Consider the following 22508-nt stretch of genomic DNA (forward strand, 5'->3'; position numbering starts at 1 on the left):
CTCACGTCCAGTCGGGGCAACGCCCGTCAGTTCCGCCAGACGGGGCGGGTTCGGGCGCCGGGCGGCCCCCGTCGCTCCGAGCAGGTGCGACGTCGGGGCGCCCGAGCGGGGAGGGCGTCGTCAGACCGGGATCGTGCGCTTCTCGCCCAGCGCCCAGACCTGCGCCCTCGGGCCGAGCGCCTCGGCGAACAGGTCGCGCCAGCTGGTGACCCTCGGGTGCTGCTTGCGCAGGGCGCGGCGCTCCCGGTCGGTCATCCCGCCCCACACGCCGTGCTCGTCGCCCGCGTCGAGCGCCTCGGCGAGGCAGCGGTACCGGACCGGGCAGTGCTCACAGATCCGTTTGGCCTCGTGCTGGGCGGCCCCGTCGACGTACAGGGCCTCCGGGTTGCTTCCCCGGCAGCTCGCCCGCAGCGTCCATTCCATGTCGATCGTCATGCCTGGCCCCCTTACTGGCGTCGGGGCCGGGGCCGGGCGCGCCACCCCCTGGCGCTACCCGTGGCCCCTTCCCCGCCGGCGCCGCCCTCAGACCCCCCTCGGGAGCGCCGTAGGAGATCGACGCTAACGATGTCAACGCTGGTTGTGAATACGTCAACCTCCCCATTTCTTGTAAGAACTTCGCTCGATCGATCTCCTTGACACCAGTGCCGTGACCTGGGCACTCTTGCCGCACAGCACAGGGGGGAGGCGCCCGTGTGGCAGGACGTGCTGGTCGAGGTCGGCTGCGTGGCGGGTGGTACGGCCGACCCGGCGCAGGCCGCCTCCGAGGCGCTGCGCGTCATCCACCGGATCGTCCCGTTCGCGGCGGCGTCCCTCAGCCGGTACGACCCGCTGACCGGTGAGCACCGCACCCTCGCCAACGACGGCTACCCCGACGACGTGCTGCGCTACCTGGACACCACGTTCGTGGACGACGACATCGGCTACCGGACGATGCGCGGCAGCACCACCACCCCGCTGCGCTGGCAGGACGTGCCCGGCGAGGTGCCGTACCGGGAGACCCGCTCGGCCCTGGAGACGTTCCTGCCCAACGGTTTCGTCGAGGGCGTGACCGTGTGCCTGTACACCCGGGCCGGCCGCTACACCGGCAGCCTGCACCTGTCCACGGACAGCACCGCGCACCCCGCCGACGACGTGGTCCCCGCGCTGGTCGTGCTCCAGACGATGCTGTCCGGGGTCGCCGACGGGATGCGCGCCGCCACCGACCCGCTGACCCTGCTGGGCCCCGGGGACCGCGCGGCCGTGGTGAGCCGGGAGGGCCGGGCCGTGGCCGTGCCGGGCTGCGACCTCGGACCGCAGCTGGCCCGGGGCGACGGGCTGGTGGCCGATGTCGCGCGGCACCTGGCCGGCGGGCACGTGCCGCCCCGGTTCTGGTGGCCGGATCCCGAGGGCGGCTGGCACCAGGTGCGGATGTACCCGGTCGCGGGCGGCGCGGTCGTGGTCGAGACGCCGGCGCGGCTGCCGTACGAGCTGACCGCCCGGGAGCTGGACGTGCTGAACCTGATGGTCGCCGGGTACAGCAATCCGCAGATCGCCGGGGCGCTCACGGTCGCGCCGAAGACGGCCGCCAAGCACGTGGAGCACGTCCTCGCCAAGTTGGGGTGCGGGTCGCGGACCGAGGCGGCGGTGCTCGCGATCCGGGAGGGGCTGATCCGGCTGCCGGACGAGACCATTCCGCGGCTGCGCGCCGTGGCGTGACCTGCCGGGTGCGGGGGCTGGCGTAGGCGGCGGGGGCTGTCGTGGCCCGGCCCGCCGGCCGCGGGTGGTACCTGGGTGGTAGCTCCGTGGTCCGATGTCGGGGGCGTGCGGGGCCCGTAGGCTGCGGAGACATGAGGGAGTTCTTCCGGGGGGTCGGCGGCGCGCTGCTCTCCGCGCTGTGGACCGGGCGCGACACCGGCCCGCCGACGCCGAGGTGGCGGAACGTGCGGGTGCTGTTCGTCGTGGCGGCGGCGCTGCTGGCCTGGTCCACCTGGTCGCTCCTGAACTCCCAGAAGAACCCCGACTCGCTCCGCGACCCGGTGCTCGCCGTGCTCAGCTGCCTGCCGCTCGCGCTGGTGGTCCGCTGGCCGCTGTGGGCGTGGCGGGTCACGGTGGCCGGCATGCTCCTCGGCGGCCTGGCCCGGGCGTATCTGGACAACCAGCCCTGGCCGTGGAACCCCGCCCAGATCCTGATCGGCCTGGTCGTGCTGTTCGTGGTGGCCCTGCGCAACCCGGCCGGCGTGGTGACCTGGGTGGGTCTGATAACGATCGTCCCGATCACCCTGTTCGTGAACCGGGACAACGTCGCCGCGTGCATGGTGCCCGTCGCCGTGCTCCTGCTGCTCGGCTACCAGATCGGCCGCCGCCGCCAGGCCCAGAGCCGGCTCGAGGTCGAGGAGAAACGCACCGAGGTCGAGCACGCCCGGCGCGCCGTCCTGGAGGAGCGGACCAGGATCGCCCGCGAACTGCACGACGTCGTCGCACACCACCTGTCGATGATCACGGTGCGCGCCCAGACCGCGCCGTACCGGATCCCGGACCTGCCCGAGTCGGCGACCACCGAGCTCGCCGAACTCGGCGACGCCGCCCGCGAGGCGCTGACGGAGATGCGCCGGCTCCTCGGGGTGCTGCGCAGCGAGGACGCCGCCGCCGAGCGCGCCCCGCAGCCCGGCCTCGACGCGCTGGGCGGCCTGCTGGAGACCGCGCGGGCCGCCGGGGTGCGGGTCGAGGCGACCGTCACCGGGGAGGCGGTGCTGCCGGCCGGCGTCAGCCTCACGGGGTACCGGATCGTGCAGGAGGCCCTGTCCAACGCCAGCCGGCACGCACCGGGGGCGGCGGTCACGGTCGAGGTGCGCCGGGAACCGGCCGGGCTCGGGCTCCTCGTGCGCAACGCGGCGTCCCCGCACGGGCCCACGGCGCACACCGGCCCGGGCCACGGCCTCGTCGGGATGCGCGAACGGGTCGGCATGCTCGGCGGCGACCTGGCCGCCGGCCCCACCACCGACGGCGGTTGGCGGGTCAGCGCCCGGCTACCGTATACCGATGATTAGGGTCATGATCGTCGACGACCAGGCCATGGTGCGGCAGGGTTTCGGGGCGCTCCTCGCCGCGCAGCCCGACATCGAGGTCGTCGGGGACGCCGAGAACGGCGCGGCGGCGGTCGCCGTGGCGAAGCGGACCCTGCCCGACGTGGTCCTCATGGACGTCCGGATGCCCGTGATGGACGGCATCGAGGCGACCCGGATCATCCTGGACCAGACCGACGGCGCGCGGACCACGGCGGGCGCGGGCACCACCGTCGGCGCCCTCAACCCCGGCAGCGGCAGGTCACCCGCCTCCGACCAGCGCCGGGGCATCGAGCACCCGGAGCCGCACCGGGTCCGGGTGCTGATCCTGACGACGTTCGACCTGGACGACTACGTGTACGAGGCCCTGCGCGCCGGCGCCAGCGGCTTCCTCCTCAAGGACGCGCCGGCCGCCGAGCTGATCCAGGCGGTCAGGGTCGTCGCCGCCGGGGACGGGCTGCTCGCCCCGAGGGTGACCGGCCGGCTGATCGCGGAGTTCGCCCGCCGGCCGAGCGGTCCGCCGCCCGCCGCGCTGGGCGCGCTGACCACCCGGGAGACCGAGGTGCTCGTGCTGATCGCCCGGGGACTGTCCAATGGGGAGATCGCCGCCGAGCTGGTGATCGCGGAGCAGACCATCAAGACGCACGTGGGGCGGATCCTGGGGAAGCTGGGGCTGCGGGACCGGGCGCAGGCGGTGGTGGTCGCCTACGAGAGCGGCCTGATCACCCCCCAGGGCTCCGGCTGAGTGTCCCGGGTCAGTCGTCGATCGCCTGGTAGACGGCGGTCCAGAGGTCGTTCCACATCGGCAGCCGCGGGTCGCCCGCGTGCGCCCTCTGCATCATGACGATCACCGTCAGGTCCTCGGCGGGATCGTTGTACCAGGACGTGCCGTAGTAGCCGGTCCAGCCGTAGCTGCCGACCGACGGGCCCAGGTGCGTCCGCCGGGTGCGGACCGACAGCCCGAAACCCCAGCCCGTGGTGTCGAAGTACCCCGGCCAGAACCCGGAGACCTCCTTCTGGGCGGGGGTCAGGTGGTCGCCGGTCATCAGGGTCACCGACGGCCGAGAGAGGACCCGCCCGCCGTGGTGGGTGCCGCCGGCCAGCAGCGCCGACGCGAAGGCGAGGAAGTCGTCGCCGGTCGAGACGAGCCCCCCGGCACCGCTCTCGAACACGTGCGGCCGGGTCCACCGCCCGTCGGGGCCGTCCTCGACGACCGGCTCACCGGTGGCGGCGTTGTCGCGTTCGTACGCCGTCGCCAACCGCCCCGGGCCGTCGCCGCCCACCGTGAAGCCGGTGTCCTTCATCCCCAGCGGTCCGCAGACCCGCTCCCGCAGGGCGTCCCCGAGGGACCCGCCGGTGGCCCGGGCGATGAGGACGCCCGTCACGTCGAAGGCGGTGTCGTACATCCACCGCTCACCCGGCTGGTGGACGAGCGGCAGCGCGCCGAGCCGGCGCAGCCACTCGTCCGGCGGCGCCCCGCCGAGGGCGCCCAGCGCGTCGGCGATGGGGACCGTTCCCGGCTCGGCGGGGACCATGCCGGTGCCGAGGGTGCTGGCGAGCAGGTCCCGCAGCGTGATCGGGCGGTTCGCCGGCACGGTGTTCTCCAGCGGACCGTGCGGGTCGGCGAGCACGGTCATGCCGGCCAGTTCCGGGAGGAGGTCGTCGACCGGGTCGTCCAGGCGGAGGGTGCAGTCCTCGACGAGCGTCATCGCGCACGCGGCGACGATCGGCTTCGACATCGATTTCACGCGGAAGACGGTGTCGGGGGCGACCGGCGTCCGCGAGCCCGGGCCCTCGAACGCGAGGGTGCCCGCCGCCTCGACGTGCACGTCGCCGTGCCGGGCGAGGACGGCCAGCATGCCCGGGGCGAAGCCGGAGTCGACGTGCCGGTCGAGCAGTGCCCGCACCCGGGCCAGCCGTTTCGTCGACAAGCCACCAGTAGCCACCTGAACGCCTCCTCCGCGATCCCTCAGAAACTACCCGAGTCCCGGCCGGTGGAGCGGCCCTTCCCGGTCGGGCCCTCCGGGGGGCCAGGTCCGGCCCGGGACGGGCGGAGCTCGGCGGGGCCACGTGCCAGGGGTGTGCGCGTCCACAGTGGGCTGACACCTATCACGGTCGGGCTTTCTCCGCACCCGCCCAGTCGTTCCGTTTTCGTCATGGGGAATTGGTTGACCTCATCCACTCGGCCGACTCCTCGATCCCGACGTCCGTGGATATGATCCGGCACAGTTATCCGTGCGCCGAAAGCATTGGACTCTCCAATCATGATCGACCATGACGAGATCATTGGCACCTCACGCATTGCGAGCGCCCCTGACCAGGCAAAACGTCGGACTGCGAAGCGCCACTCGGAGAAACGGGGAAATTGGTTGGCACAAGCTGAAATGAATTTTCCTCACGGCCTCCGATGTTTACTCACCGATAACAAAACATTGTCTTTTCCGGTATCTCCGCCGTTATTCACCGAGGAAGTCGTCACGTCCACCGGGGAACTCGCCCGGCTGCGGGGAGGCGCCCGGTGGAGGTGATCGGGATCGATCTCGGCACCACGTACTCCGCGGTCGCCGCGCTCGACGCCGACGGCCGGCCCGAGCTCCTGGTCAACCGGGACGGCGAGCGGCTGACCCCGTCGGTCGTGCTGTTCGAGAGTCCCACCGGGGTGCTGGTCGGCACCCTGGCCCGCCGGTCCGCCGCGAGCCGGCCCGGCGACTGCGTGCAGTTCGTCAAGCGCCGGATGGGCGAGGCGGCGGCGGTGCACGTCGACGCGGTCGGCCGGGGGTACCGGGCCGAGGAGGTCTCCGCGCTCCTGCTCCGCCGGCTCGCCGAGGACGCCGCCGCCGCGCTCGGCCGGCCGGTGCGCGACGTGGTGATCACGGTCCCCGCGTACTTCGACGACGCCCGGCGCACGGCCACCCGCGACGCCGGCCGGCTCGCCGGACTCACCGTGCACCGCCTGGTCAACGAGCCCACCGCCGCGGCCGTCGGCTACGGGACGCACTCCGGCCAGGACGGCGTGTTCTTCGTCTACGACCTGGGCGGCGGCACGTTCGACGCCACCGTGCTGCGCGTGGTCGACGGCGACTACGAGGTGATCGCCACCGACGGGGACCGGCACCTCGGCGGGTGCGACTTCGACAACCTGCTGATCGGGTACCTGGCGACCCGGATCATCGAGCAGGGCGGCCCCGACGTCACCCGCGACCCGGTGCTGTCCGCCGAACTCCGCGAGCGCTGCGAGACCGCGAAGATCCGGCTGTCCACTGCGGACACCGCCTCGGTCCGGCTGACCGTGCGGGAGCGGACGTACTCGTTCCAGGTGTCCCGGAGCGAGTTCGAGGACCTGTCGGCCGGCCTGCTGTACCGGACGGAACTGCTCCTGGAGTCCGTCATGGACGAGGCCCAGCTGTCCTGGCGCGACGTCGACCGGGTGCTCCTGGTCGGCGGCTGCACCCGGATGCCCATGGTCCGCGAGCTGATCGGCCGGCTGACCCACCGGGTACCGGAGCCCGGCGTGCACCCCGACGAGGCGGTGGCGTTGGGGGCGGCCGTGATCGCCGGTTCGTTGACGGCGCCCCGGCCGACCGTGACGGTCACCGACGTCACCTCGCAGGCGCTGGGCACGATCGCCCTGGACGCGGACACCGGCCAGCTCACCAACTTCGTCATCATCCCCCGGAACAGCCCGGTCCCGTGCCGGTACGAGGAGACCTTCGTGACGGTGCAGCCCCGGCAGAGCAGACTGCACGCCTCCGTGACCGAGGGCGAGGACTCCGACCCGGAGCACGTCGCCGTCCTGCACCGCAGCGTGCTCGCCCTGCCGCCCGGGCTGCCCGACGAGGCCCCGATCCGGGTGGTGATGTCCTACGACGTGGACGGCGTGGCGCACGTCGAGACCATCGACGCCACCCACGACCGGCCGCTGGGTGCCGTCGCCCTCGACCGGCCGGCCAACCTGGACGGCGACCGGCTGGCCGCCAGCGAGGCCGCGCTCGCCCACCTGGGGGTGCGGTGACCGCGCCCGCCGAGGTGCTGGCCCGGCTGGAGGAGCTGCGGATGCTCGGCTCGCTGGCCCGGATCGTGGAACGACTCGACCGGTACGACGGGCCCGATCCCGGGTTCGTGGACACCGTGCGCGGCGAGCTGGTCGAGGCGCTGGCCGGGCACGGCCCGGGCGACTTCGAGCCCCGGGGTGAGACCCCGTTCGAGCCCGCGGCCCCGGGCGGGGCGCCGGAGCCGGGCAGGTCGCTGTTCGAGCCGGCCGGCGGCGGGGGGCTGTTCGAGCCGCAGGTCCGGGGCGGGGCGCTGTCGGAGCGGGCGGTCGGCTGGGGGTGGGGGTTCCTGCCGGTGCAGGTGGTACTGGACGGGAGCGACGGGTTCCTCGTACCCGACGAAGGGTTGTGATCTTCGCGCGGTCCGGCGGCCCGGCCGGACCGCGCGGCTCCTCACCCGACGGCCTCCTGGATGAGCACCCGCAGCTCCTCCATGGGGTCGCCGTCGCCGTAGGCCAGCATGTTCTTCGTCGCCGCCACGGTCAGCCCCGAGCCGGGAACCGCGTAGGCCAGGCTGCCGCCGAGGCCGCTCGTGCCGAACACGGTGCCGTCCTCCAGCAGGGCGTAGCCGAGGCCCATCGGGGACTCCTGGCCGAACGCCCAGTCCGGCCCGTGGTGGGTCACCGTCAGCGCCGCGCGCAGCCGGTCCGGGGAGATCAGGCGGACGCCGTCGACCTCGCCGAGCAGGGCGGCGTACATCCGGGCGACCGCGCGGGCGGTCACCGTGCCGGTCGCGGGCAGGTCGGCGCGCAGCAGATCGCGCCGGTTGCCGAGGGCCGCGTCCATCCGCACTCCGGGTGGCACGAGCCGGTCGAAGCGCGGGACGTGCGCGCTCAGGTGGTCCAGGGTCGCCGCCCAGTCGCGTTCCTCCAGGATGGCGAGCCGGTCGAGATCCTGGTCGGGTACGCCGAAGAACAGCTCCCCCGCCACCCCCAGCGGCGCGGCCACGTCCTCGGCGAGCACCTCGGCGAGCGTCCGCCCCGTCGCGCGGCGCACCACCTCGCCGACGAGCCAGCCGAACGTCCAGGCGTGGTAGCCGTACCCCTCGCCGGGCGGCCATTCGGGCACGCTGTCGGCCAGCACCGCGCACATCCGCTCCCAGTCGGCGAAGTCCTCCGGGGTGGTGTCGGCGGGCAGCGCCGGGACGCCGGCCGTGTGGGCGAGCGCGTGCCGCAGCGTGGTGGCCCCCTTGCCGTGCCGGGCGTACTCCGGCCACACGTCGGCGATCCGCAGGTCGTAGTCGAGGTGGCCGTGCTCGGCGAGGACGTGCACGGCCGTCGCGGCGAGCCCCTTGCCCGTGGAGTAGCTGAAGAACGGGGTGTCGGGGGTGACGGGCCGGCCGGTGGACAGGTCGGCGGTCCCCGCGCAGGCGTCGACGATCAACTCCCCGTGCAGGTACGCCGCGACCTGCACGCCGACCTCCCGGCCCGAGGCGACGAGGACGTCGATCCGGCTCTGCACCGTGGCCCGCAAGTTCTCGATCATGCGAGCCACCCTGCCAGAACGACCTGATTCGCCCCACTTCTTTTCGGGTACCCCCGCGAGCCGCCCGAGCCCCGGGCACACCACCAGCCGGCCCCGGCGCGCGAACCCGGCCCGGTCCCCCGCCCGGGCCGTCGTAGGCTCGACGGATGTCGGTGATCATTCGGCCCGGTGGGCCCGACGACGTGCCCGCCGTCGGCGCGGTGCACTCCGCCGCGCGCCGGGCCGGCTACGCCCGCATCCTGTCCCCCGAGGCGCTCGCCGCGATGGACCCCGACGCGATGCGCGCCTACTGGGCCGAGCGCCTGCCCCGCGAGGCCGGTACCCATCAGCTGCTGCTCGCCGAACGCGACGGCGCCCCGGTCGGCTTCTGTTACGTCGGCCCCGGCGGGGACGGCCGCGGCCTGCTGTGCGCGATCCACGTCGTCCCGCCCGCGCACGGCACCGGCGTCGCCCGGCTCCTGATGGCCGCCGCCCTCGACGCGCTCCGGGCGCGCGGCCACGACGCGTTCGAGCTGTGGGTCCTCGACGGCAACGACCGGGCGATCGCGTTCTACGGGAAGTGCGGCTGGAAACCCGACGGCACCCGGCGGACGGCGATGCTCGGCGACACGGAGACCACCCAGCTGCGGTACACGTATGCGTGAGCTGATCGTGCTGGGCACCGGCTCCCAGGCGCCGACCCGGACCCGCAACCACAACGGGTACTTCCTGCGCTGGGACGACCAGGGCCTGCTCTTCGACCCGGGCGAGGGCACCCAGCGCCAGATGCAGTACGCCGGGGTGGCCGCCTCCGACATCACCCGGCTGTGCGTGACCCACCTGCACGGCGACCACTGCCTCGGGGTCCCCGGCATCGTGCAGCGCCTGTCCCTCGACCAGGTGAAGCACCCGGTGACGGCGCACTACCCGGCCTCGGGCGCCGAGTACTTCCACCGCCTGCGCTACGCGTCCGCCTTCCACGAGCGCGCCACCCTGGTGGAGGAGCCGGTGACCGGGGACGGCCCGCTCGGCGGCGGGCTGTCGGCCGCCCGGCTCGACCACCCGGTGGAGGCCTTCGGCTACCGGCTGGTCGAACCCGACGGCGTGCGGATGCTCCCCGCCGAGCTGGCCGCGCGCGGCATCGCCGGCCCGGCCGTGGCCGCGCTGATCCGCGAGGGCGGCCCCCTGCTGGCGGAGGTCAGCGAGGTGCGGCGCGGCCAGCGGTTCGCGTTCGTGATGGACACCCGGCTGTGCGACGGGGTGTACGCGCTCGCCGAGGGGGTCGACATGCTCGTCATCGAGTCGACGTTCCTGGACGCCGAGGCCGGGCTGGCCGCCGAGGTGGGGCACCTGACGGCGCGGCAGGCGGCGCGGGTCGCGGCGGAGAGCGGGGTGCGGGCGCTGGTGCTGACGCACTTCTCGCAGCGGTACACGGAGATGGGTTCGTTCGAGGAGGAGGCGCGGGAGGAGTTCTCCGGGGAGCTGTACGTGGCGGCCGACCTGGACCGGATCCCGGTGCCCCGCCGGATGTGACGATAGACTGCCGCCTATGGTCACGCTGCACGGCTCCGGGGAGCACAAGGTCATCGCGCTGCACGGCTGGTTCGGCACCGGCGACGAGTGGGGCTCGCTCCCCCGCTACCTGGACGGGACGGCGTTCACGTACGCCTTCCCCGACTACCGGGGCTACGGCGCGCGCAGGGACGAGCCCGGCGAGTACACCCTCGCGGAGATCTCCGCCGACGTGCTGGCCCTCGCCGACGACCTCGGCTGGGACACGTTCTCCCTGATCGGCCACTCGATGGGCGGCACGGCGGCGCAACGGGTCCTCGCCGACGCCCCGCACCGGGTCCGCCGGCTCGTCGGCGTCGCGCCCATCCCCGCCTCGGGCTTCCCGTTCGACGAGGCCGGCTGGGCCCTGTTCTCCGGCGCGGCCGACTCCCCCGACAACCGGCGGATCATCATCGACTTCACCACGGGCAACCGCAACAGCGGCGCCTGGCTGGACGCGATGGTCGCGCACTCGGTGGCGACCTCCTCCCGCGACGCGTTCGCCGCGTACCTGGCCGAGTGGGGCCGGGCGGACTTCGCCCCGGAGATCGCGGGCAACCCGGTACCCGTCAAGGTGATCGTCGGCGAGCACGACCCGGCGGTCGCCCCCGCGCTGATGGACGCCACCTTCCTCGCGCACTACCCGAACGCGGAGCTGTGCGCGATGGCCAACGCGGGCCACTACCCGATGCACGAGACCCCGGTCCAACTGGCCACGGTCATCGAATCCTTCCTCGAGTCCGCCCGCTAGCCTGCCGCCAGGGTGCCGCGGCCCGGCGAGCGCCAACCCCCAGATCAACCCCATCATCTGGTTACGAGTGGGGCGGCGCCGGGCGCGCATCGGCCGATCGGAGGGCTGTCCGGGCACGGCCCGCAGTGGGGACACTCAAGCGGTTTCCCACGCCGGGCGGAGGATCAAATAGGTGGCCGGCTCCCGAGCGTGGGTCGACTCCGGGCGCTTAGGTCAGTCGATATACCCGCCGATACGGATCTCTCCCGGGTCCTGCACGTAGGGATCGACCCATACGACTTCCGTTCGACCCCCGTGACCGTGAATGCGCATCAGGTCATCCATCGAATCGAACACGGCGACCTGAGTGACGCCAGTCGTGGACCCCAACCACCGCATGACGACTCTGTCGTCGGTCCACGCGACCCCGTAGGCCACGATCCCCGTACCGCTGACGCCCGTCGGATCGTCCCAACGCCGCATGGCGAAACGGCGCGGCGGGTGTGGTTCAGATGAGTTCGGGGTCGTCGTGCTGTCGGCGCTGCGCGCGGCGACCTGAGATCGAGCGACCCTGTTTGCCGCCGACGAGTAGTAGTCACCCACCGCCCACCACCCGCAAGGCGTGTCGCGCGGTGTCAGCCGGCCAGCAGGGAAACGACTGCCCGGCACCCGACGCCAACGCGCATCCGATGCACAGGTCCGCCCCTTCAGCGGCCTTGTGCACGTCCAGGACCAGCTCGGACAGGAGGCGAATCAACGCCGTGATGGGAGACTGCGGCACCTGCTCGGCCACCGTCAGGTCGCTCATGCCAGCAACCCCCTGACGACCAACATCTGGAAGGCGATTCGCCGGCCCGCACACGGCCACAACACGTCTTCCGTTCCAGGCTTCCGGCAACCCAGACACCAGCCTCCCGGGGACTCCGTGTGCTTCCGCATGACGTCCTCAGCCTCTTCAACCGACATCACAACCGCGTCGTCGCGCATCTCCCGCCTCCTTCCACATGAGTGGGCAGCTTCCCGCCGATGGTGTGCTGGGAACCACCACCGCCCGAACCATCCGGTCGATGTGGTTACCACCAACGGGAAGCGCCCTATGCGAATCGTGTCCAATGAAACCCACTCACAGTAGGTTCAAGCGGTCTTCTCCTGTCTTCCTGACACACAGGGGAGGTAGTCTTCCATCGTCTTCCGTTGTCAGTCACCCGTAGCCAAAGGGAGGCTCGGCTGTGCACAGTTGGAACCCGTGGACGCCGTAGGACTGAGCCTGAGAGCTGCCAGAGAGGCGGCTGGAATCAGCTTGTCCTCCATGGCGCGTCGCACCAACTACAGCAAAAGTCATCTCGGGAATGTTGAGACCGGCGTCAAGCGCGCCAGTCCCGACGTGATTTTGGCATACGAAAGAGTGCTGGGAGAGTCTGTGGATCGCCGTGGTGTCCTGACGGGATTGGCCGCGAGTGTCGTCGCACCGATCGCCGCATCCGAACTGTTGCGCCATGGCTTCACCGCCGCGCTCGACGGTCGCGACAGGAACGGCGACTGGAGTGACAGGGTGGAAGGCTATGGCTACAACTACATGACCCTAGGTGCGGGCGAGTTGCAGAATCAACTCGCCGGTGACCTCGTCATTCTTCAACAGAGTCTCGGAACGCCGGAACTGTGGGCGATCGCCGCCCGAGTGATGACCGTGTACGGCAAGACGACGAAGGAATCGGCAGAGGCCATTTCCTGGTACCGATTGTCCGGCAAGATTGCCGACCGTTCGGAGCACACGAATACACGCGTCTGGGTTCGGGGCAGGGCCTCCCTCGCGCTTGCGTATGAGGGCGCTTCCCTTCCGATCGCCTTGACGCTCGCAGAGCATGCCCTCGCACTGAGTGACCAGCCTTCGCTCGGGCGGCTCAATGCTCTGCTCGGCCTAGCCCACGTGCAAGGACTGCGAGGCGACAAGCGTGCGAGCTTGGCAACACTGGACGACGCCAAGAGAACGTTCGACCTCGTCGGTTCGTCCGAGCAGATTTCCGACTTCGCAATACCTGAATGGCGCATGGCCACCATCAGCAGTCTCCTACTGTCCCGACTCGGCGAGGAGCAGAAGGCCGTCCACGCCCAGGAGGTCGCGGATCGAACGCGACCCGGCACGTTACCCCGCTTCGCGACGCACATCGAATTGCACAGAGGGCTCATGATGGCCCGGTCAGGTGATCCCAGCGGAGGGGCTACCTATGCCCGCGACGCCCTCAACAAGCTTCCCCCAGAAAAACACAGTCAGTCTCTGCGCCTGATGCTCGCGGAAATCGAGCAGATCACGACGTAAGGGCTGTCCCGTTGGTCCTTGGCTGTGAGGCGTCGGGCTGGCAGGATGATGGCCATGACCGCAATCCGAAGGGCCCATGCCGCGTAGACGGCCTGGCGACCTGCTCGTCCAACAGTCTGGTCCCCGCATCTGGGAGGATCCACCGCCGAGTCGGATCCACGGGCTGTCCACCCGTACCAGCCTGGCAATACATCGAATTGAGCACCTCTCGGGCGACTACTACGTCTTCCCCGGTGCAACAGCCCGCGCGCTGCGGCGGTATCGAGCGTTCGTGCGACAGCCTGGCCTGCGGCCCTTGTATCCCCAGGCTGCTCACTGCTCGTGTCGAGGTTGCTCTCTCGACGATGTGAGGCACGCGCGTGCCGTGCTTGCGGAAGTGCTGGCGAAGCTGCCTTTGCGGTCCCGCGCCGAGTTGCAACACCAGGTGGCCTCCTTGGACGCCGTTTACCTCTACCGCACGCTGCCTGATCCCTTCGCTGATCGCCGGCAGTGGCGTGCTGACCTCTGGTGGCATCGCCGCCTTACGGAAGGCGGGGAGGCGGCGTGAGGTTCCTGGTCTCGCCGGATAGGCGCCCCGACCACCAGCGACCGACTACACCCGAAGTGAGCCAAAGATCAATTGCGGGACAGCCCTCAGCGGGTTCTTCTAGTCGAGGTCGAGCGGGTCGAGGCCGAAGCGCCACGACGCCGCGTCACCCTCCCGCAGCACGAGCGCGTGCAGATAGCAGGGCTCGTCATCGTCCTCGTCGATCAGCAGCCAGGTCGACGGCGGGTATCCCGCTGCCGCGAGGGCCTCGTCCGCCAGCCATCGCCCATCGGCCGGCCCGGGCCCGAAGTACTCCGCCGCGAGCGCGAAGTCCGGGCCTGGCTCCATCCGCCCGTGGAGCCAGGGAAAATCTCCGCTCACGAACACCAGCGACGCGACATGACGATCGCCCACCAGCCACTTGCTCACGCTGCTTCCCACCACCCGAGCCTAGGCCAGGGCGCCGGTCCGGGGACGGGCCGGCTGGGGTGTCCGCGACTCCTTGTCTCCGCAGGTTCCACTGGTGACACTGTGAAAGCCAACAATGGGGCTACCGGTGGAGGCACTGCCGCGATGGTTTCAACGCGTGGAGAGGTTCCGGTTGGGCCGCGGGTAGTCATCGGTGAGATCCATACCGGCCTGCTTCCGCACTCCACAAGCCTGACGAACTCCGACGTGGCGCGACTGCTCGCCATTGTCCCTGGCGAGCCTGTCCGATCGCACGAACGGCCGATTCGGCAGGCGACCTCACCGACACACTATGTCGGTGTCGACGGGCCGTTGGGGGGTATGAGTCCGAAGCGCGCGGTGGGCACGGTCGCCTCCAGAGCCGTCGTCACCGGCGGACAGGTCCTGCAGGTCTCGTCGTACGCCTTCGTGGTCGAAGGGCGGCACAGCCGTCAGGGCTGGCAGCACTACCTCGGCCGTCCTGGAGTCCTGGAGGTCGCCGGACGTTTTTCCGCATCGACGCTGTTGGCTGGCCTTTTCGTCAAGGACCGGCAGACCGAACGTATCGACATGGGCGCCATCGGGTCGAGGCTGTACGGAACGTTGCAGGTCGACCCCGGCCTCGACCAGATGGCACGGCTGCGTCTCCTCCGTACCCACCTTCGCTGGACAGCGGTCGTCGGCGAGGAATCCCGCATGGTGTTCCGCCTAGATGGGGGATCGACGCGCACGGTCACGATCGACGTCCACGACGGCGAGCTCGGACCGGCATTGGCGTACTGCGAGGATCTGGCGCTGCACGACTGGCTGTTGACATCGATCATCGCCGTGGCGGACAGGTTGGGTGACATCGACACCCGGCAGGCGTCCGCTCGGCTCCGGCCCGTGTTCGACCTCCTTGTCCCGCTGTGGATGCCCGGCGCTCGTGCCGACGAGCATGCCGCAGCACGGTGGCGGAGCCTCGAGAACAGCACACGAATGAGCCGCCAGTGGGAGGCGCTCGTTGACCGGCTGCGTACGGGGCTGGACGCAGCCGACACCGCCGCACTGGTCACGGCCACGAGACCGGGAGAGCGAACATCGTCGCCCCAACGGCGCACGTCCCAGCGCAGACTGGCGTCCTCGTTCCCACTGCCCGAGGATCTGCCGTCCGCCGTCCACGCGAACGTGCCGTCGAAGCGGCACGCACTCGGCCGCGCCCTGCGCCCCAGGTGGCTCACCCGAACGTGGTCGGAGACGAGCCTCGGCATTCGGGTGGGAAGCATCCTCATGTGGACTCTCGGCCTCGCCATCGCCGGCGTGGGCGTGCTCGCCGATATCCGGGACTGGTGGTCGGGCCTGCAGTTCACGGTGAACCTGGTCTCGTCACTCGCGGGTGCGTTCATCGGCATCCCGATCGCCCTGATGGTGATCCAACGGATCTCCGCTCGCGAAACGCGAAGACACCAACGTCACGAACGGGTCGTCCAAGCGGCCCTGCGGTCTATGGACGACCTGGTGGTCACGATCCGCCAGGTGGTACTCGACCCGGAGACGGTCACCGACCTCGTCTCGCAGGTGCACCGACTGACGGAGGAACTCATCCCGACCCAGACGGACGAGCAGTACGACACCCAGTTGGAGGAAATCTTCATCGGCTGGCGCGCGATATGCGACATGAGTTGGGACAGCCGGGCCGAACTCGACAGCGCACTCACAGCGCTACGCAATGCCGAAGCCCAGTGGTGGGCCTTCCGCGAGAACCTCGGCCCCCAGCTGCGTCGCCAGGGGCTGACGTGGGCCGACTCGCCCGAAGCCGACAATATCCGTCGACAACTTCATGAGGCGCAGGACACCTTCCGGCAGCTCGCAGATCGCGATCACGACGAAGACACCGACGCCATCCAGCAGGCCATCAACACGGGCACGACACAGCCGATAAAAGATCATTTCGACACGACCGCACAGGCTCTGGTCGTACTGTCACGTCAGGCGCGAGGCATCATCTCCTCCGCGGGGGCGACCAGCGACCTGGCCGCCAGCGCGGTCAGGCTGCGCGAACTCATCCGCGAGGTCGACATGGACGATGACTGACGTCGGGTTCACAGGAGAACGTAGCTGATCCGCTCGATGAGGCTGGCGGACAGCGTGATGCCTTCCCTCGCGGCACGATCCAGCACCTGCCCGGACACCTCCTCGTCCACCATCAGTTGGTCGAGGATGGTTCGGACGGCGAAAGCGGTCTGAGTCCCAGCGAAGTTCGTGATGGACAGGCTTCGATAGGCCGCGAAAGGGGCCGCGTTGGGAGTCAGTTTGACGATGGGCGGCAGATCAGCCCAACGCTCTGGCCATCCACCGTCCCATGGCTGTGGCCGGAGACCAACACGTCCATGATCACGGAGTGCACCCAGACGTAGGGCCTGCCACACAGCGACCAACAAGGCGGCTGACCACGGACGCTGCCCGTCCTGGGCGTCGCCCCACAGTTGGATGTCAGCGAAGATCGAGTGGTCGACCGCAGAAGTCTGACTGGGGGGATTCCACGCGCCCCGCCCAGCCGTCTCGCCCGGCGGAAGGTCGACAGAACGCCGGCCGTTGGTGAGCCATCCGGTCACCTCCAGAGGCGGCCTCGCACCCACGTCGCCCGGAAGGGGTTCGGCTACCAGACGCCCAACCAACAATTGCGCGGGTGACAGGCCGGACGAGTGGGCAAGCGCCGAAGTGCGGGCCACATAGTCGAGACCAAGTCCGCATTCGCGGGCGGCATCCAGTAGCGCCGGCAGGTAGTCCAGCGGCGACGGGACGTCTTTCAGATAGTCATCCACCAGGTAGCACGTGCTCACCCGCACACGACTACCCTGCCGAGCTGCGGACACCCACGGAACTGCCTGGGTGAGATGACGACGGAGAGCGTCGGGTCCGATCGGACCGTGTGCCCTCGCCGGCCGCCCCAGGTCGATCGACACGTGCGACAGAGGCTCAGCTTCGACTCTCCCGCGGGCTTCCGACTGCTCGAACCTCACCTTCACGTCCGCCGAAGGATCAGTCATCAACACTCCTCAGCTCGCAGGACAAGTCGGCCGATGGACGATCGTCACGCATTCTAGCCAGCCCCGGCCCCTGACCCACCGACCGAACGATGACCAGACCCGGGCGTCCTGGCGCGCGGAATCGCGTTGACACGGTGGGTGCCCGCTGGTGTGCTCTGGCGGCGAACCGTCGACAGAAAGGGACCCCCGTCTGTGAGCGACACACCGGAACTGGGTGCCCCGCCCCAGCGCGTCGACGTCCCCGCCGAACTCGTGAGCCGGCTGGTGGCCGCCCAGTTCCCGCGGTGGGCCGATCTGCCCGTCACGCCGGTGGAGCCCGGCGGCTGGGACAACCGGACGTTCCGGCTCGGGGCCGAGTTGTCGGTCCGGATGCCGAGCGCGGCGGAGTACGCGCTGGCGGTGGAGAAGGAGCACCGGTGGCTGCCGGAGTTGGCGCCCCGCCTGCCGTTGCCGGTGTCCACGCCGGTGGCGAAGGGCCAACCCGGTGAGGGGTACCCGTTCCCGTGGTCGGTCTATTTCTGGCTCGACGGCGAGACGGCGCGCGCCGACCGGATCGCCGACCCGGTGCGGTTCGCGGGCGACCTGGCCGGGTTCCTCGCGGCGCTGCGGCGGGTCGATCCGGCCGACGGTCCGCGTCCGGGCACGCACAACTGGTTCCGGGGCGGGACCCTGCGGACCTACGACTACAAGGTGCGGGACGCCCTCGTGACGTTGGCCGGCCATGTCGACGGAGAGCTGGTCGCCGAGATCTGGCGGGACGCGCTGGACGCGACGTGGGACGGGGCCGAGTCGTGGTTCCACGGTGATGTCGCGCAGGGGAACCTGCTGCTCGCGGACGGGCGGCTGGCCGCCGTCATCGACTTCGGGACCTGTGGAGTCGGCGATCCGGCGTGTGATCTGGCGGTCGCGTGGACTCTGCTGACCGTCGAGGGGCGGGACGCGTTCCGGGACGTCCTCGCCGTCGACGAGGCGGAGTGGGCGCGGGGGCGCGGGTGGGCGCTGTGGAAGACGCTCTCGATCTGCGCCGACTCGCTCGGCGACGTCGATGAGGAGGCCGGGAGCGCGCGGCGGACGCTGGACCGCATTCTCGCGGAGTACGCGTCGGGGCGGGCGTAGGGATCCGGGCGGCGCCGGGCGGACATCCCCGGCCCGGGTCGGCGGCGGGCTGGGCCCGGAGCTGGCATCCCCGGCTCGGGTTGGCGGGCGGGCTGGGCCCGGAGCTGGCGTCACCGGCGCCGGGCCCGGGCCGGAGTGGACATCCTCGGCTCCGGCCGATGCGCGTCGGGGCACCGCCCCACTCGTAATCAGATGCTGTGTTCGATCTGGCTTTTCGTGGCTCGGGGAGTCAGCACCGCCCACCTCGGTGCGGGCGCCGGAAAGCTGTGCCCGGGTGCGTGCAACCGGGTGGCGCGTGCGGTGTGTATGACTGCGTAGACCGACAACAGGACGGCGCGCATGAGCGGAACGGAAAGCTTCGACCAGTTCTACCGGGACACCCACCGACGGGTACTGACCTATCTCTACGCCGTGTGCGGCGACCTGAACACGGCCCAGGACGTGACCCAGGAGGCGTACGCCCGCGCCTGGCAACGCTGGGGCCGGCTCTCGACCTACGACGACCCCGAGGCGTGGGTCCGTACCGTCGGCTGGCGGTTGGCCGCCGGCACCTGGCGGACCGCGAAACGGTGGCTCGCCGCCCGGGTCCGGCTCGCCGAGCCCGATGTCAGCGCCGGCCCCTCACCCGACAATGTGGCGATCATGGCGGCGCTGGCCCGGATCCCGGCCGCCCAGCGGGAGGCGGTGGTGCTGCACCACCTGTGCGGGCAGTCCGTCGCCGAGATCGCCGCGGCCACGGCCACGCCGGCCGGCACCGTGAAGGCCCGGCTGTCCCGGGGCCGCTCCGCACTGGCAGTACTGCTCACCGACTCATGGGAAGCGACCGAAAATGTCTGAGAACCTGACTGATGCCCTCGGTGGCCTGACCCGCGACACCGAGTCGGTCCTGATGCCCGGTGCGGCGGCGATCCGTCGGCGGGGTGCGCGGAGGACCCGGCGGACGGCGGTCATGGCGGGGGTCGCGGCGCTGGTCGTGGTCGGCGGGGTGGCGTTCGGGGTGTCCTCGTTCGCTGGCGGGGAGCGGCCGGTGCCGCCGCCGCCCGGGGCCTCGGCGTCGGCGAGCCCGTCCGTGAGCCCGTCCGTGAGCGCGAGTCCGAGCGCGAGCGCGAGTCCCTCCCGGGTGCCCGATCCGGGGCCGATCCCGGACGGCGCGATGCTGCGGGCCTCGGACCTCAAACTGGGCTCGGCGGACACTGCGAGCGTCCAACTCGACGCCGACGACCTGTGGGGGGCGACGACCCTCTCGGTGTGCGGCGGGTACCCGAGCGACGGCCAGCGGGTCCGGACCCGGACGCTGGCCGGGATCATGGCCCTGCCCGACGACTACGCGCGCCAGAACCTGCGCTCCATCACCACGGTGCAGGGGCGGGTGTCGGTCTACCGGGCCGGAGGCGCCGCCACGTTCCTCGGCGAGGTGCGCGAGCAGCTGGGGCGGTGCCCGGGCGACCCGGGCTCCGATTCCGGCGCGTGGCAGATCCTCGGCCCGGCGGGGTTGGGCGACGACTCGGTCGTGCTGCGGAACACGAAGCTGTCCTCCTATGTGCCGGGGGGTCCGGTCTCCGAACACCGGACCTACGTGGCGCTGGTCCGGGTGGGCGACGTGATCGTGCTGGTCAGCGATCTGGGTTGGGAGAACGACAACGGGCACGAGGCGGAGCTCCGCCAGGTCGCGGCGAAGGCGGTGGAGCGGGCGGCGGTGCTGCGCTAGGCGCTCTGGCGGTGGGCCAGGGTGGGACCACGGGGCCGGTCCTGGCCCGATCGGCGGAGGTCCGGGGCGGTGACTTGGGAGTCACCGCCCCGGGCCGTTTCCGGGGCGCGCCGCCGCAGGCCTTCGGGCACACCGCCCCGGGCCGTTTCTGGCGCGCCGCCGCAGGCTTCCGGACGCGCCGCCCCGGGCCGTTTCTGGCGCGCCGCAGGCCGCCGGGCCCGCCCCGGTGCCGCGCGGTCAGGTGCGGCACGGTCAGGTGCCGCGCGGTCAGGCGACCCGCGCCGCGCCCCGCCCGGCCCCCGGAGCCAGGGAGCCCGGCGCCTCAGCGTGCCGTCGGCGCCCGACCAACGACAACCCGAACCCGAGGCTGGCGACGGAGAACAGCACGATCGGCGGACTGGGCATCAGCACGGCCGCCAGGGCCAGCATCGTCAACGAGGCACCCAGCCCGAGCCACGTGACCCCGACCAGCTGGGGCACCGACCGGGCCACGACCAGGAACAGCACCCCGACCAGCGCGATCGCGAGCCCCATCGCGATGCTGAACCCGTTGAGCAGGTCGCTCGTGCTGCGCGCGATGCCCCCGATCTCCAGGGTGTGCGCCTTCATCGCGGCGGTGATCGCCTCGTCGGCCGGCGGGGTCGGGCGGAGCGACATCAGCGTGTCGAGCACGGTGTGCCCGACGCCGGTGACGACCCAGGACCAGGCGCCGACACGGAACAGGGTGCGGGTCTTCATGGGGTGACCTTTCCTTCGGGGAGGGTGGGGGGTGTCCAGCCGGCCAGGGCGACCGCGCCCGACTCGGCGAACCGGGCCGGGGTCGCGGTCAGGGCCAGGTCGCGCAGTCGGGTGCCGAGGGGCGAGCCCGCCTGGAGGAACCGGCCGGCCGACCGGGACCGCCGGACGATCCGGGCGGCCCGGGGGCGGCGTTCGCGGTCGTAGCGGGCCAGGGCGGGGGCGATGTCGTCGGTGGCGAGGAGGGCGGCGAGGGTCACCGCGTCCTCCAGCGCCTGGCACGCGCCCTGGCCGAGGTTCGGGGTCATCGGGTGCGCGGCGTCGCCGACGAGGGCGACAGAGCCGACCGCCATGGGGGGTACGGAGTGGATGCCGGCGAGCGGGTGGTGCAGCAGGTCGGCCGGGTCGGTGGCGGCGATCAGGTCACCGATCGGCGCGTGCCAGCCGGCGAACCGGTCGGCGAGGTCGCGGAGCTGTGCGGCCGGCGGGGTGGTGCGCGCGGGGCCTGGGGCCGTGGCGTACCAGTAGACGCCGTCGGGGCCCAGCGGCGCGCACCCGAACCGCAGGCCCGCGCCGAGCGTCTCGCCGAAGGTGGCGCCGGTCGGGGCGCGTCCGGCGGGGACCAGCGCCCGCCAGGCGACGTGTCCGGTGTCGACGAGGCGGGACCGGGGCGCGAGGAGGCCCCGGATCGCGCTGCCGATGCCGTCGGCGCCCACGACCAGGTCGGCCTCGGGGAGGACGCGCACCTCGGTGCCGGTGCGCACGTCGACCGCGGGGCCGAGCGCGTCGAGGAGCAGCGCGTGCAGGGCGGGTCGGGCCACGGCCAGGGTGGGCGCGCCGAGCCGGGCCGCCACCCGGGCCGGGTCCATCCGGCTGAGCCAGGTCCCGTCGGGTCGCCGGAACCCGACCGATGCGACGGGGGTACCGATCCGGGCCACCTCCGCGCCGAGTCCCAGGGCCCGCAGCGCGTGTACCGCGTTGGCGGCCAGCAGCAGCCCCGCCCCGGCGGCCGCGATCGCGGGCTGTCTCTCCAGCAGGGTCACCCGCCAGCCGGTCCGGCCGAGCGCGCCCGCCACGGCCAGTCCGCCGATCCCGCCGCCCACGACGACGGCGTGCCCGTTGTGCCGCATCACACCACCAGCTCTCCACTACAGGTGTAGCGAACACTACGCCTGTAGCATCGGAGTGGTGCGTACCAGTGACACAGATCGCAAGACCCTGCTCGCCGACGCAGCGATCGACCTCGTGGGCGACGACGGCCTGCGCGCCCTGACCCACCGCGCCGTCGAGACCCGCGCCGGGCTGCCCGCCGGGACGTGCAGTTACCACTACCCGAGCCGGCGCGCGCTGCTCGGCGCCGTCCTCGGCCGGATCTCCGCACTGGACACCGTGGACGTCGAGGGCGTCGCGGCCCGCGCCCTGGCGGCGACGCCCGAACCCGTGGCGGATCTGGCCGTGGAGCTGCTGACCCACTGGCTCGGGCCGGCCCGGGCCCGCAGCCGCGCCCGGATGCTGCTGATGCTCGATCCGCAGGCCCGCCACGAGCTCGGCGCCGTCGGGGGCGCGCTGTCCCAGGGGTTCCTGACCCGGGGAGCGCGGTACTTCGGCTCCCCGGAGCGGGCCCGGCTGTTCATCGCGCTGCTCGACGGGCTGCTCGTAGACGAGCTGGTGCGCGGGGCGGTGCCCGTGGAGGTCGACGGGCTGCGGGAGCGGGTGCGGGTCGTGGTCGGAGCCTGGGAGGCGACCGGGGGCTGAGACGGAAGAGGTCCGGGCTGTGCCGCCCGGACCGTCCCCC

Annotated in this window: 23 protein-coding genes; 14 read left to right on the forward strand and 9 right to left on the reverse strand. The window is 71.7% G+C overall.

The features are described 5' to 3' along the window. Positions 1-120: 120 nt before the first annotated feature. Positions 121-435, reverse strand: a complete 315-nt coding sequence (locus tag PT931_RS34535) for a WhiB family transcriptional regulator (protein ID WP_363726125.1) — start codon at positions 433-435, stop codon at positions 121-123. Between the two features lie 255 nt (positions 436-690). Here PT931_RS34535 and PT931_RS34540 point away from each other — a divergent pair, with 255 nt between their 5' ends. From PT931_RS34540 to PT931_RS34550, 3 genes are all read left to right on the forward strand, one after another. After that, on the forward strand, positions 691-1695 hold the full coding sequence (locus PT931_RS34540; RefSeq protein ID WP_456249924.1) for a response regulator transcription factor: 1005 nt from the start codon (positions 691-693) through the stop codon (positions 1693-1695). Between the two features lie 131 nt (positions 1696-1826). Continuing rightward, complete coding sequence (locus PT931_RS34545) at positions 1827-3026, forward strand: sensor histidine kinase (protein ID WP_456249925.1); 1200 nt, start codon at positions 1827-1829, stop codon at positions 3024-3026. After that, positions 3019-3786, forward strand: a complete 768-nt coding sequence (locus tag PT931_RS34550; RefSeq protein ID WP_456249926.1) for a response regulator — start codon at positions 3019-3021, stop codon at positions 3784-3786. Before PT931_RS34545 ends, PT931_RS34550 begins: the two co-directional genes overlap by 8 nt. 10 nt (positions 3787-3796) lie before the next feature. Here the strand turns inward: PT931_RS34550 and PT931_RS34555 are convergent, their stop codons facing one another. Then, entirely contained in the window at positions 3797-4987 is a 1191-nt protein-coding gene (locus PT931_RS34555) for a serine hydrolase domain-containing protein (protein ID WP_456249927.1), read from the reverse strand. Positions 4988-5559: 572 nt separating this feature from the next. Here PT931_RS34555 and PT931_RS34560 point away from each other — a divergent pair. Both PT931_RS34560 and PT931_RS34565 read left to right on the forward strand, forming a co-directional pair. Then, positions 5560-7053: an Hsp70 family protein gene (locus tag PT931_RS34560; RefSeq protein ID WP_456249928.1), complete on the forward strand. Its 1494-nt coding sequence runs from the start codon at positions 5560-5562 to the stop codon at positions 7051-7053. Then, positions 7050-7442, forward strand: a complete 393-nt coding sequence (locus tag PT931_RS34565; protein ID WP_456249929.1) for a hypothetical protein — start codon at positions 7050-7052, stop codon at positions 7440-7442. Before PT931_RS34560 ends, PT931_RS34565 begins: the two co-directional genes overlap by 4 nt. 41 nt (positions 7443-7483) lie before the next feature. Here the strand turns inward: PT931_RS34565 and PT931_RS34570 are convergent, their stop codons facing one another. Beyond that, positions 7484-8575 carry a serine hydrolase domain-containing protein gene (locus tag PT931_RS34570; RefSeq protein ID WP_456249930.1) on the reverse strand — a complete coding sequence of 364 codons (1092 nt, stop codon included), beginning with the start codon at positions 8573-8575 and terminating at the stop codon, positions 7484-7486. Positions 8576-8721: 146 nt separating this feature from the next. Here PT931_RS34570 and PT931_RS34575 point away from each other — a divergent pair, with 146 nt between their 5' ends. The 3 genes from PT931_RS34575 to PT931_RS34585 are packed head-to-tail and all read left to right on the forward strand — an operon-like array spanning position 8722 to position 10856. Beyond that, entirely contained in the window at positions 8722-9219 is a 498-nt protein-coding gene (locus tag PT931_RS34575) for an N-acetyltransferase family protein (RefSeq protein WP_456249931.1), read from the forward strand. Further along, positions 9212-10087 (forward strand): ribonuclease Z, encoded by an 876-nt coding sequence (locus PT931_RS34580; RefSeq protein WP_456249932.1) that lies wholly within the window; start codon positions 9212-9214, stop codon positions 10085-10087. The genes PT931_RS34575 and PT931_RS34580 overlap by 8 nt, the downstream gene beginning before the upstream one ends. A 16-nt stretch (positions 10088-10103) precedes the next feature. After that, positions 10104-10856, forward strand: a complete 753-nt coding sequence (locus tag PT931_RS34585) for an alpha/beta fold hydrolase (RefSeq protein ID WP_456249933.1) — start codon at positions 10104-10106, stop codon at positions 10854-10856. Between the two features lie 213 nt (positions 10857-11069). On the opposite strand, the gene PT931_RS34590 is transcribed toward PT931_RS34585, so the two are convergent. Together PT931_RS34590 and PT931_RS34595 are read right to left on the reverse strand one after the other, a co-directional pair. Further along, the gene (locus PT931_RS34590; RefSeq protein WP_456249934.1) at positions 11070-11438 is read right to left on the reverse strand and encodes a hypothetical protein; all 369 of its coding nucleotides are present in this window, start codon (positions 11436-11438) and stop codon (positions 11070-11072) included. Further along, positions 11431-11643, reverse strand: coding sequence for a hypothetical protein (locus PT931_RS34595; RefSeq protein WP_456249935.1), 213 nt, complete (start codon positions 11641-11643; stop codon positions 11431-11433). The genes PT931_RS34590 and PT931_RS34595 overlap by 8 nt, the downstream gene beginning before the upstream one ends. Before the next feature lie 438 nt (positions 11644-12081). Here PT931_RS34595 and PT931_RS34600 point away from each other — a divergent pair, with 438 nt between their 5' ends. Next, positions 12082-13152, forward strand: coding sequence for a helix-turn-helix domain-containing protein (locus PT931_RS34600; protein WP_456249936.1), 1071 nt, complete (start codon positions 12082-12084; stop codon positions 13150-13152). A 646-nt stretch (positions 13153-13798) separates the two neighbouring features. On the opposite strand, the gene PT931_RS34605 is transcribed toward PT931_RS34600, so the two are convergent. Continuing rightward, positions 13799-14107: a hypothetical protein gene (locus tag PT931_RS34605; RefSeq protein WP_456249937.1), complete on the reverse strand. Its 309-nt coding sequence runs from the start codon at positions 14105-14107 to the stop codon at positions 13799-13801. A gap of 144 nt (positions 14108-14251) precedes the next feature. Here PT931_RS34605 and PT931_RS34610 point away from each other — a divergent pair, with 144 nt between their 5' ends. Beyond that, positions 14252-16198: an SCO2521 family protein gene (locus PT931_RS34610; RefSeq protein WP_456249978.1), complete on the forward strand. Its 1947-nt coding sequence runs from the start codon at positions 14252-14254 to the stop codon at positions 16196-16198. An 8-nt stretch (positions 16199-16206) separates the two neighbouring features. Here PT931_RS34610 and PT931_RS34615 read toward each other — a convergent pair whose 3' ends face one another. After that, positions 16207-17154 carry an SCO2522 family protein gene (locus PT931_RS34615; RefSeq protein ID WP_456249938.1) on the reverse strand — a complete coding sequence of 316 codons (948 nt, stop codon included), beginning with the start codon at positions 17152-17154 and terminating at the stop codon, positions 16207-16209. Positions 17155-17346: 192 nt separating this feature from the next. Between PT931_RS34615 and PT931_RS34620 the strand changes: the two genes are divergently transcribed. The 3 genes from PT931_RS34620 (at position 17347) to PT931_RS34630 (ending at position 19978) form a co-directional block, all read left to right on the forward strand. Continuing rightward, the gene (locus tag PT931_RS34620) at positions 17347-18270 is read left to right on the forward strand and encodes an aminoglycoside phosphotransferase family protein (RefSeq protein ID WP_456249939.1); all 924 of its coding nucleotides are present in this window, start codon (positions 17347-17349) and stop codon (positions 18268-18270) included. Positions 18271-18609: 339 nt separating this feature from the next. Next, a complete protein-coding gene (locus PT931_RS34625) occupies positions 18610-19107 on the forward strand; it encodes a sigma-70 family RNA polymerase sigma factor (protein ID WP_456249940.1) in 498 nt (165 codons plus the stop codon). Continuing rightward, positions 19100-19978: a hypothetical protein gene (locus PT931_RS34630; RefSeq protein WP_456249941.1), complete on the forward strand. Its 879-nt coding sequence runs from the start codon at positions 19100-19102 to the stop codon at positions 19976-19978. The genes PT931_RS34625 and PT931_RS34630 overlap by 8 nt, the downstream gene beginning before the upstream one ends. Before the next feature lie 267 nt (positions 19979-20245). Here the strand turns inward: PT931_RS34630 and PT931_RS34635 are convergent, their stop codons facing one another. Then, entirely contained in the window at positions 20246-20716 is a 471-nt protein-coding gene (locus PT931_RS34635; protein WP_456249942.1) for an LIC_13387 family protein, read from the reverse strand. Further along, positions 20713-21843 carry an FAD-dependent monooxygenase gene (locus PT931_RS34640; RefSeq protein WP_456249979.1) on the reverse strand — a complete coding sequence of 377 codons (1131 nt, stop codon included), beginning with the start codon at positions 21841-21843 and terminating at the stop codon, positions 20713-20715. The genes PT931_RS34635 and PT931_RS34640 overlap by 4 nt, the downstream gene beginning before the upstream one ends. Positions 21844-21901: 58 nt before the next feature. Between PT931_RS34640 and PT931_RS34645 the strand changes: the two genes are divergently transcribed. Next, a complete protein-coding gene (locus PT931_RS34645; protein ID WP_456249943.1) occupies positions 21902-22468 on the forward strand; it encodes a TetR/AcrR family transcriptional regulator in 567 nt (188 codons plus the stop codon). Positions 22469-22508 lie beyond the last annotated feature (40 nt).

It is taken from the genome of Longispora urticae, from assembly GCF_053902585.1.

Bases quoted from the DNA above. Each gene is read 5' to 3' on its own strand.
- PT931_RS34535 (WP_363726125.1), bottom strand. From the start codon at position 435: ATGACGATCGACATGGAATGGACGCTGCGGGCGAGCTGCCGGGGAAGC.
- PT931_RS34545 (WP_456249925.1), top strand. From the start codon at position 1,827: ATGAGGGAGTTCTTCCGGGGGGTCGGCGGCGCGCTGCTCTCCGCGCTG.
- PT931_RS34550 (WP_456249926.1), top strand. From the start codon at position 3,019: ATGATTAGGGTCATGATCGTCGACGACCAGGCCATGGTGCGGCAGGGT.
- PT931_RS34570 (WP_456249930.1), bottom strand. From the start codon at position 8,575: ATGATCGAGAACTTGCGGGCCACGGTGCAGAGCCGGATCGACGTCCTC.
- PT931_RS34575 (WP_456249931.1), top strand. From the start codon at position 8,722: ATGTCGGTGATCATTCGGCCCGGTGGGCCCGACGACGTGCCCGCCGTC.
- PT931_RS34580 (WP_456249932.1), top strand. From the start codon at position 9,212: ATGCGTGAGCTGATCGTGCTGGGCACCGGCTCCCAGGCGCCGACCCGG.
- PT931_RS34585 (WP_456249933.1), top strand. From the start codon at position 10,104: ATGGTCACGCTGCACGGCTCCGGGGAGCACAAGGTCATCGCGCTGCAC.
- PT931_RS34595 (WP_456249935.1), bottom strand. From the start codon at position 11,643: ATGAGCGACCTGACGGTGGCCGAGCAGGTGCCGCAGTCTCCCATCACG.
- PT931_RS34610 (WP_456249978.1), top strand. From the start codon at position 14,252: ATGGTTTCAACGCGTGGAGAGGTTCCGGTTGGGCCGCGGGTAGTCATC.
- PT931_RS34615 (WP_456249938.1), bottom strand. From the start codon at position 17,154: ATGACTGATCCTTCGGCGGACGTGAAGGTGAGGTTCGAGCAGTCGGAA.
- PT931_RS34625 (WP_456249940.1), top strand. From the start codon at position 18,610: ATGAGCGGAACGGAAAGCTTCGACCAGTTCTACCGGGACACCCACCGA.
- PT931_RS34630 (WP_456249941.1), top strand. From the start codon at position 19,100: ATGTCTGAGAACCTGACTGATGCCCTCGGTGGCCTGACCCGCGACACC.
- PT931_RS34635 (WP_456249942.1), bottom strand. From the start codon at position 20,716: ATGAAGACCCGCACCCTGTTCCGTGTCGGCGCCTGGTCCTGGGTCGTC.
- PT931_RS34640 (WP_456249979.1), bottom strand. From the start codon at position 21,843: ATGCGGCACAACGGGCACGCCGTCGTCGTGGGCGGCGGGATCGGCGGA.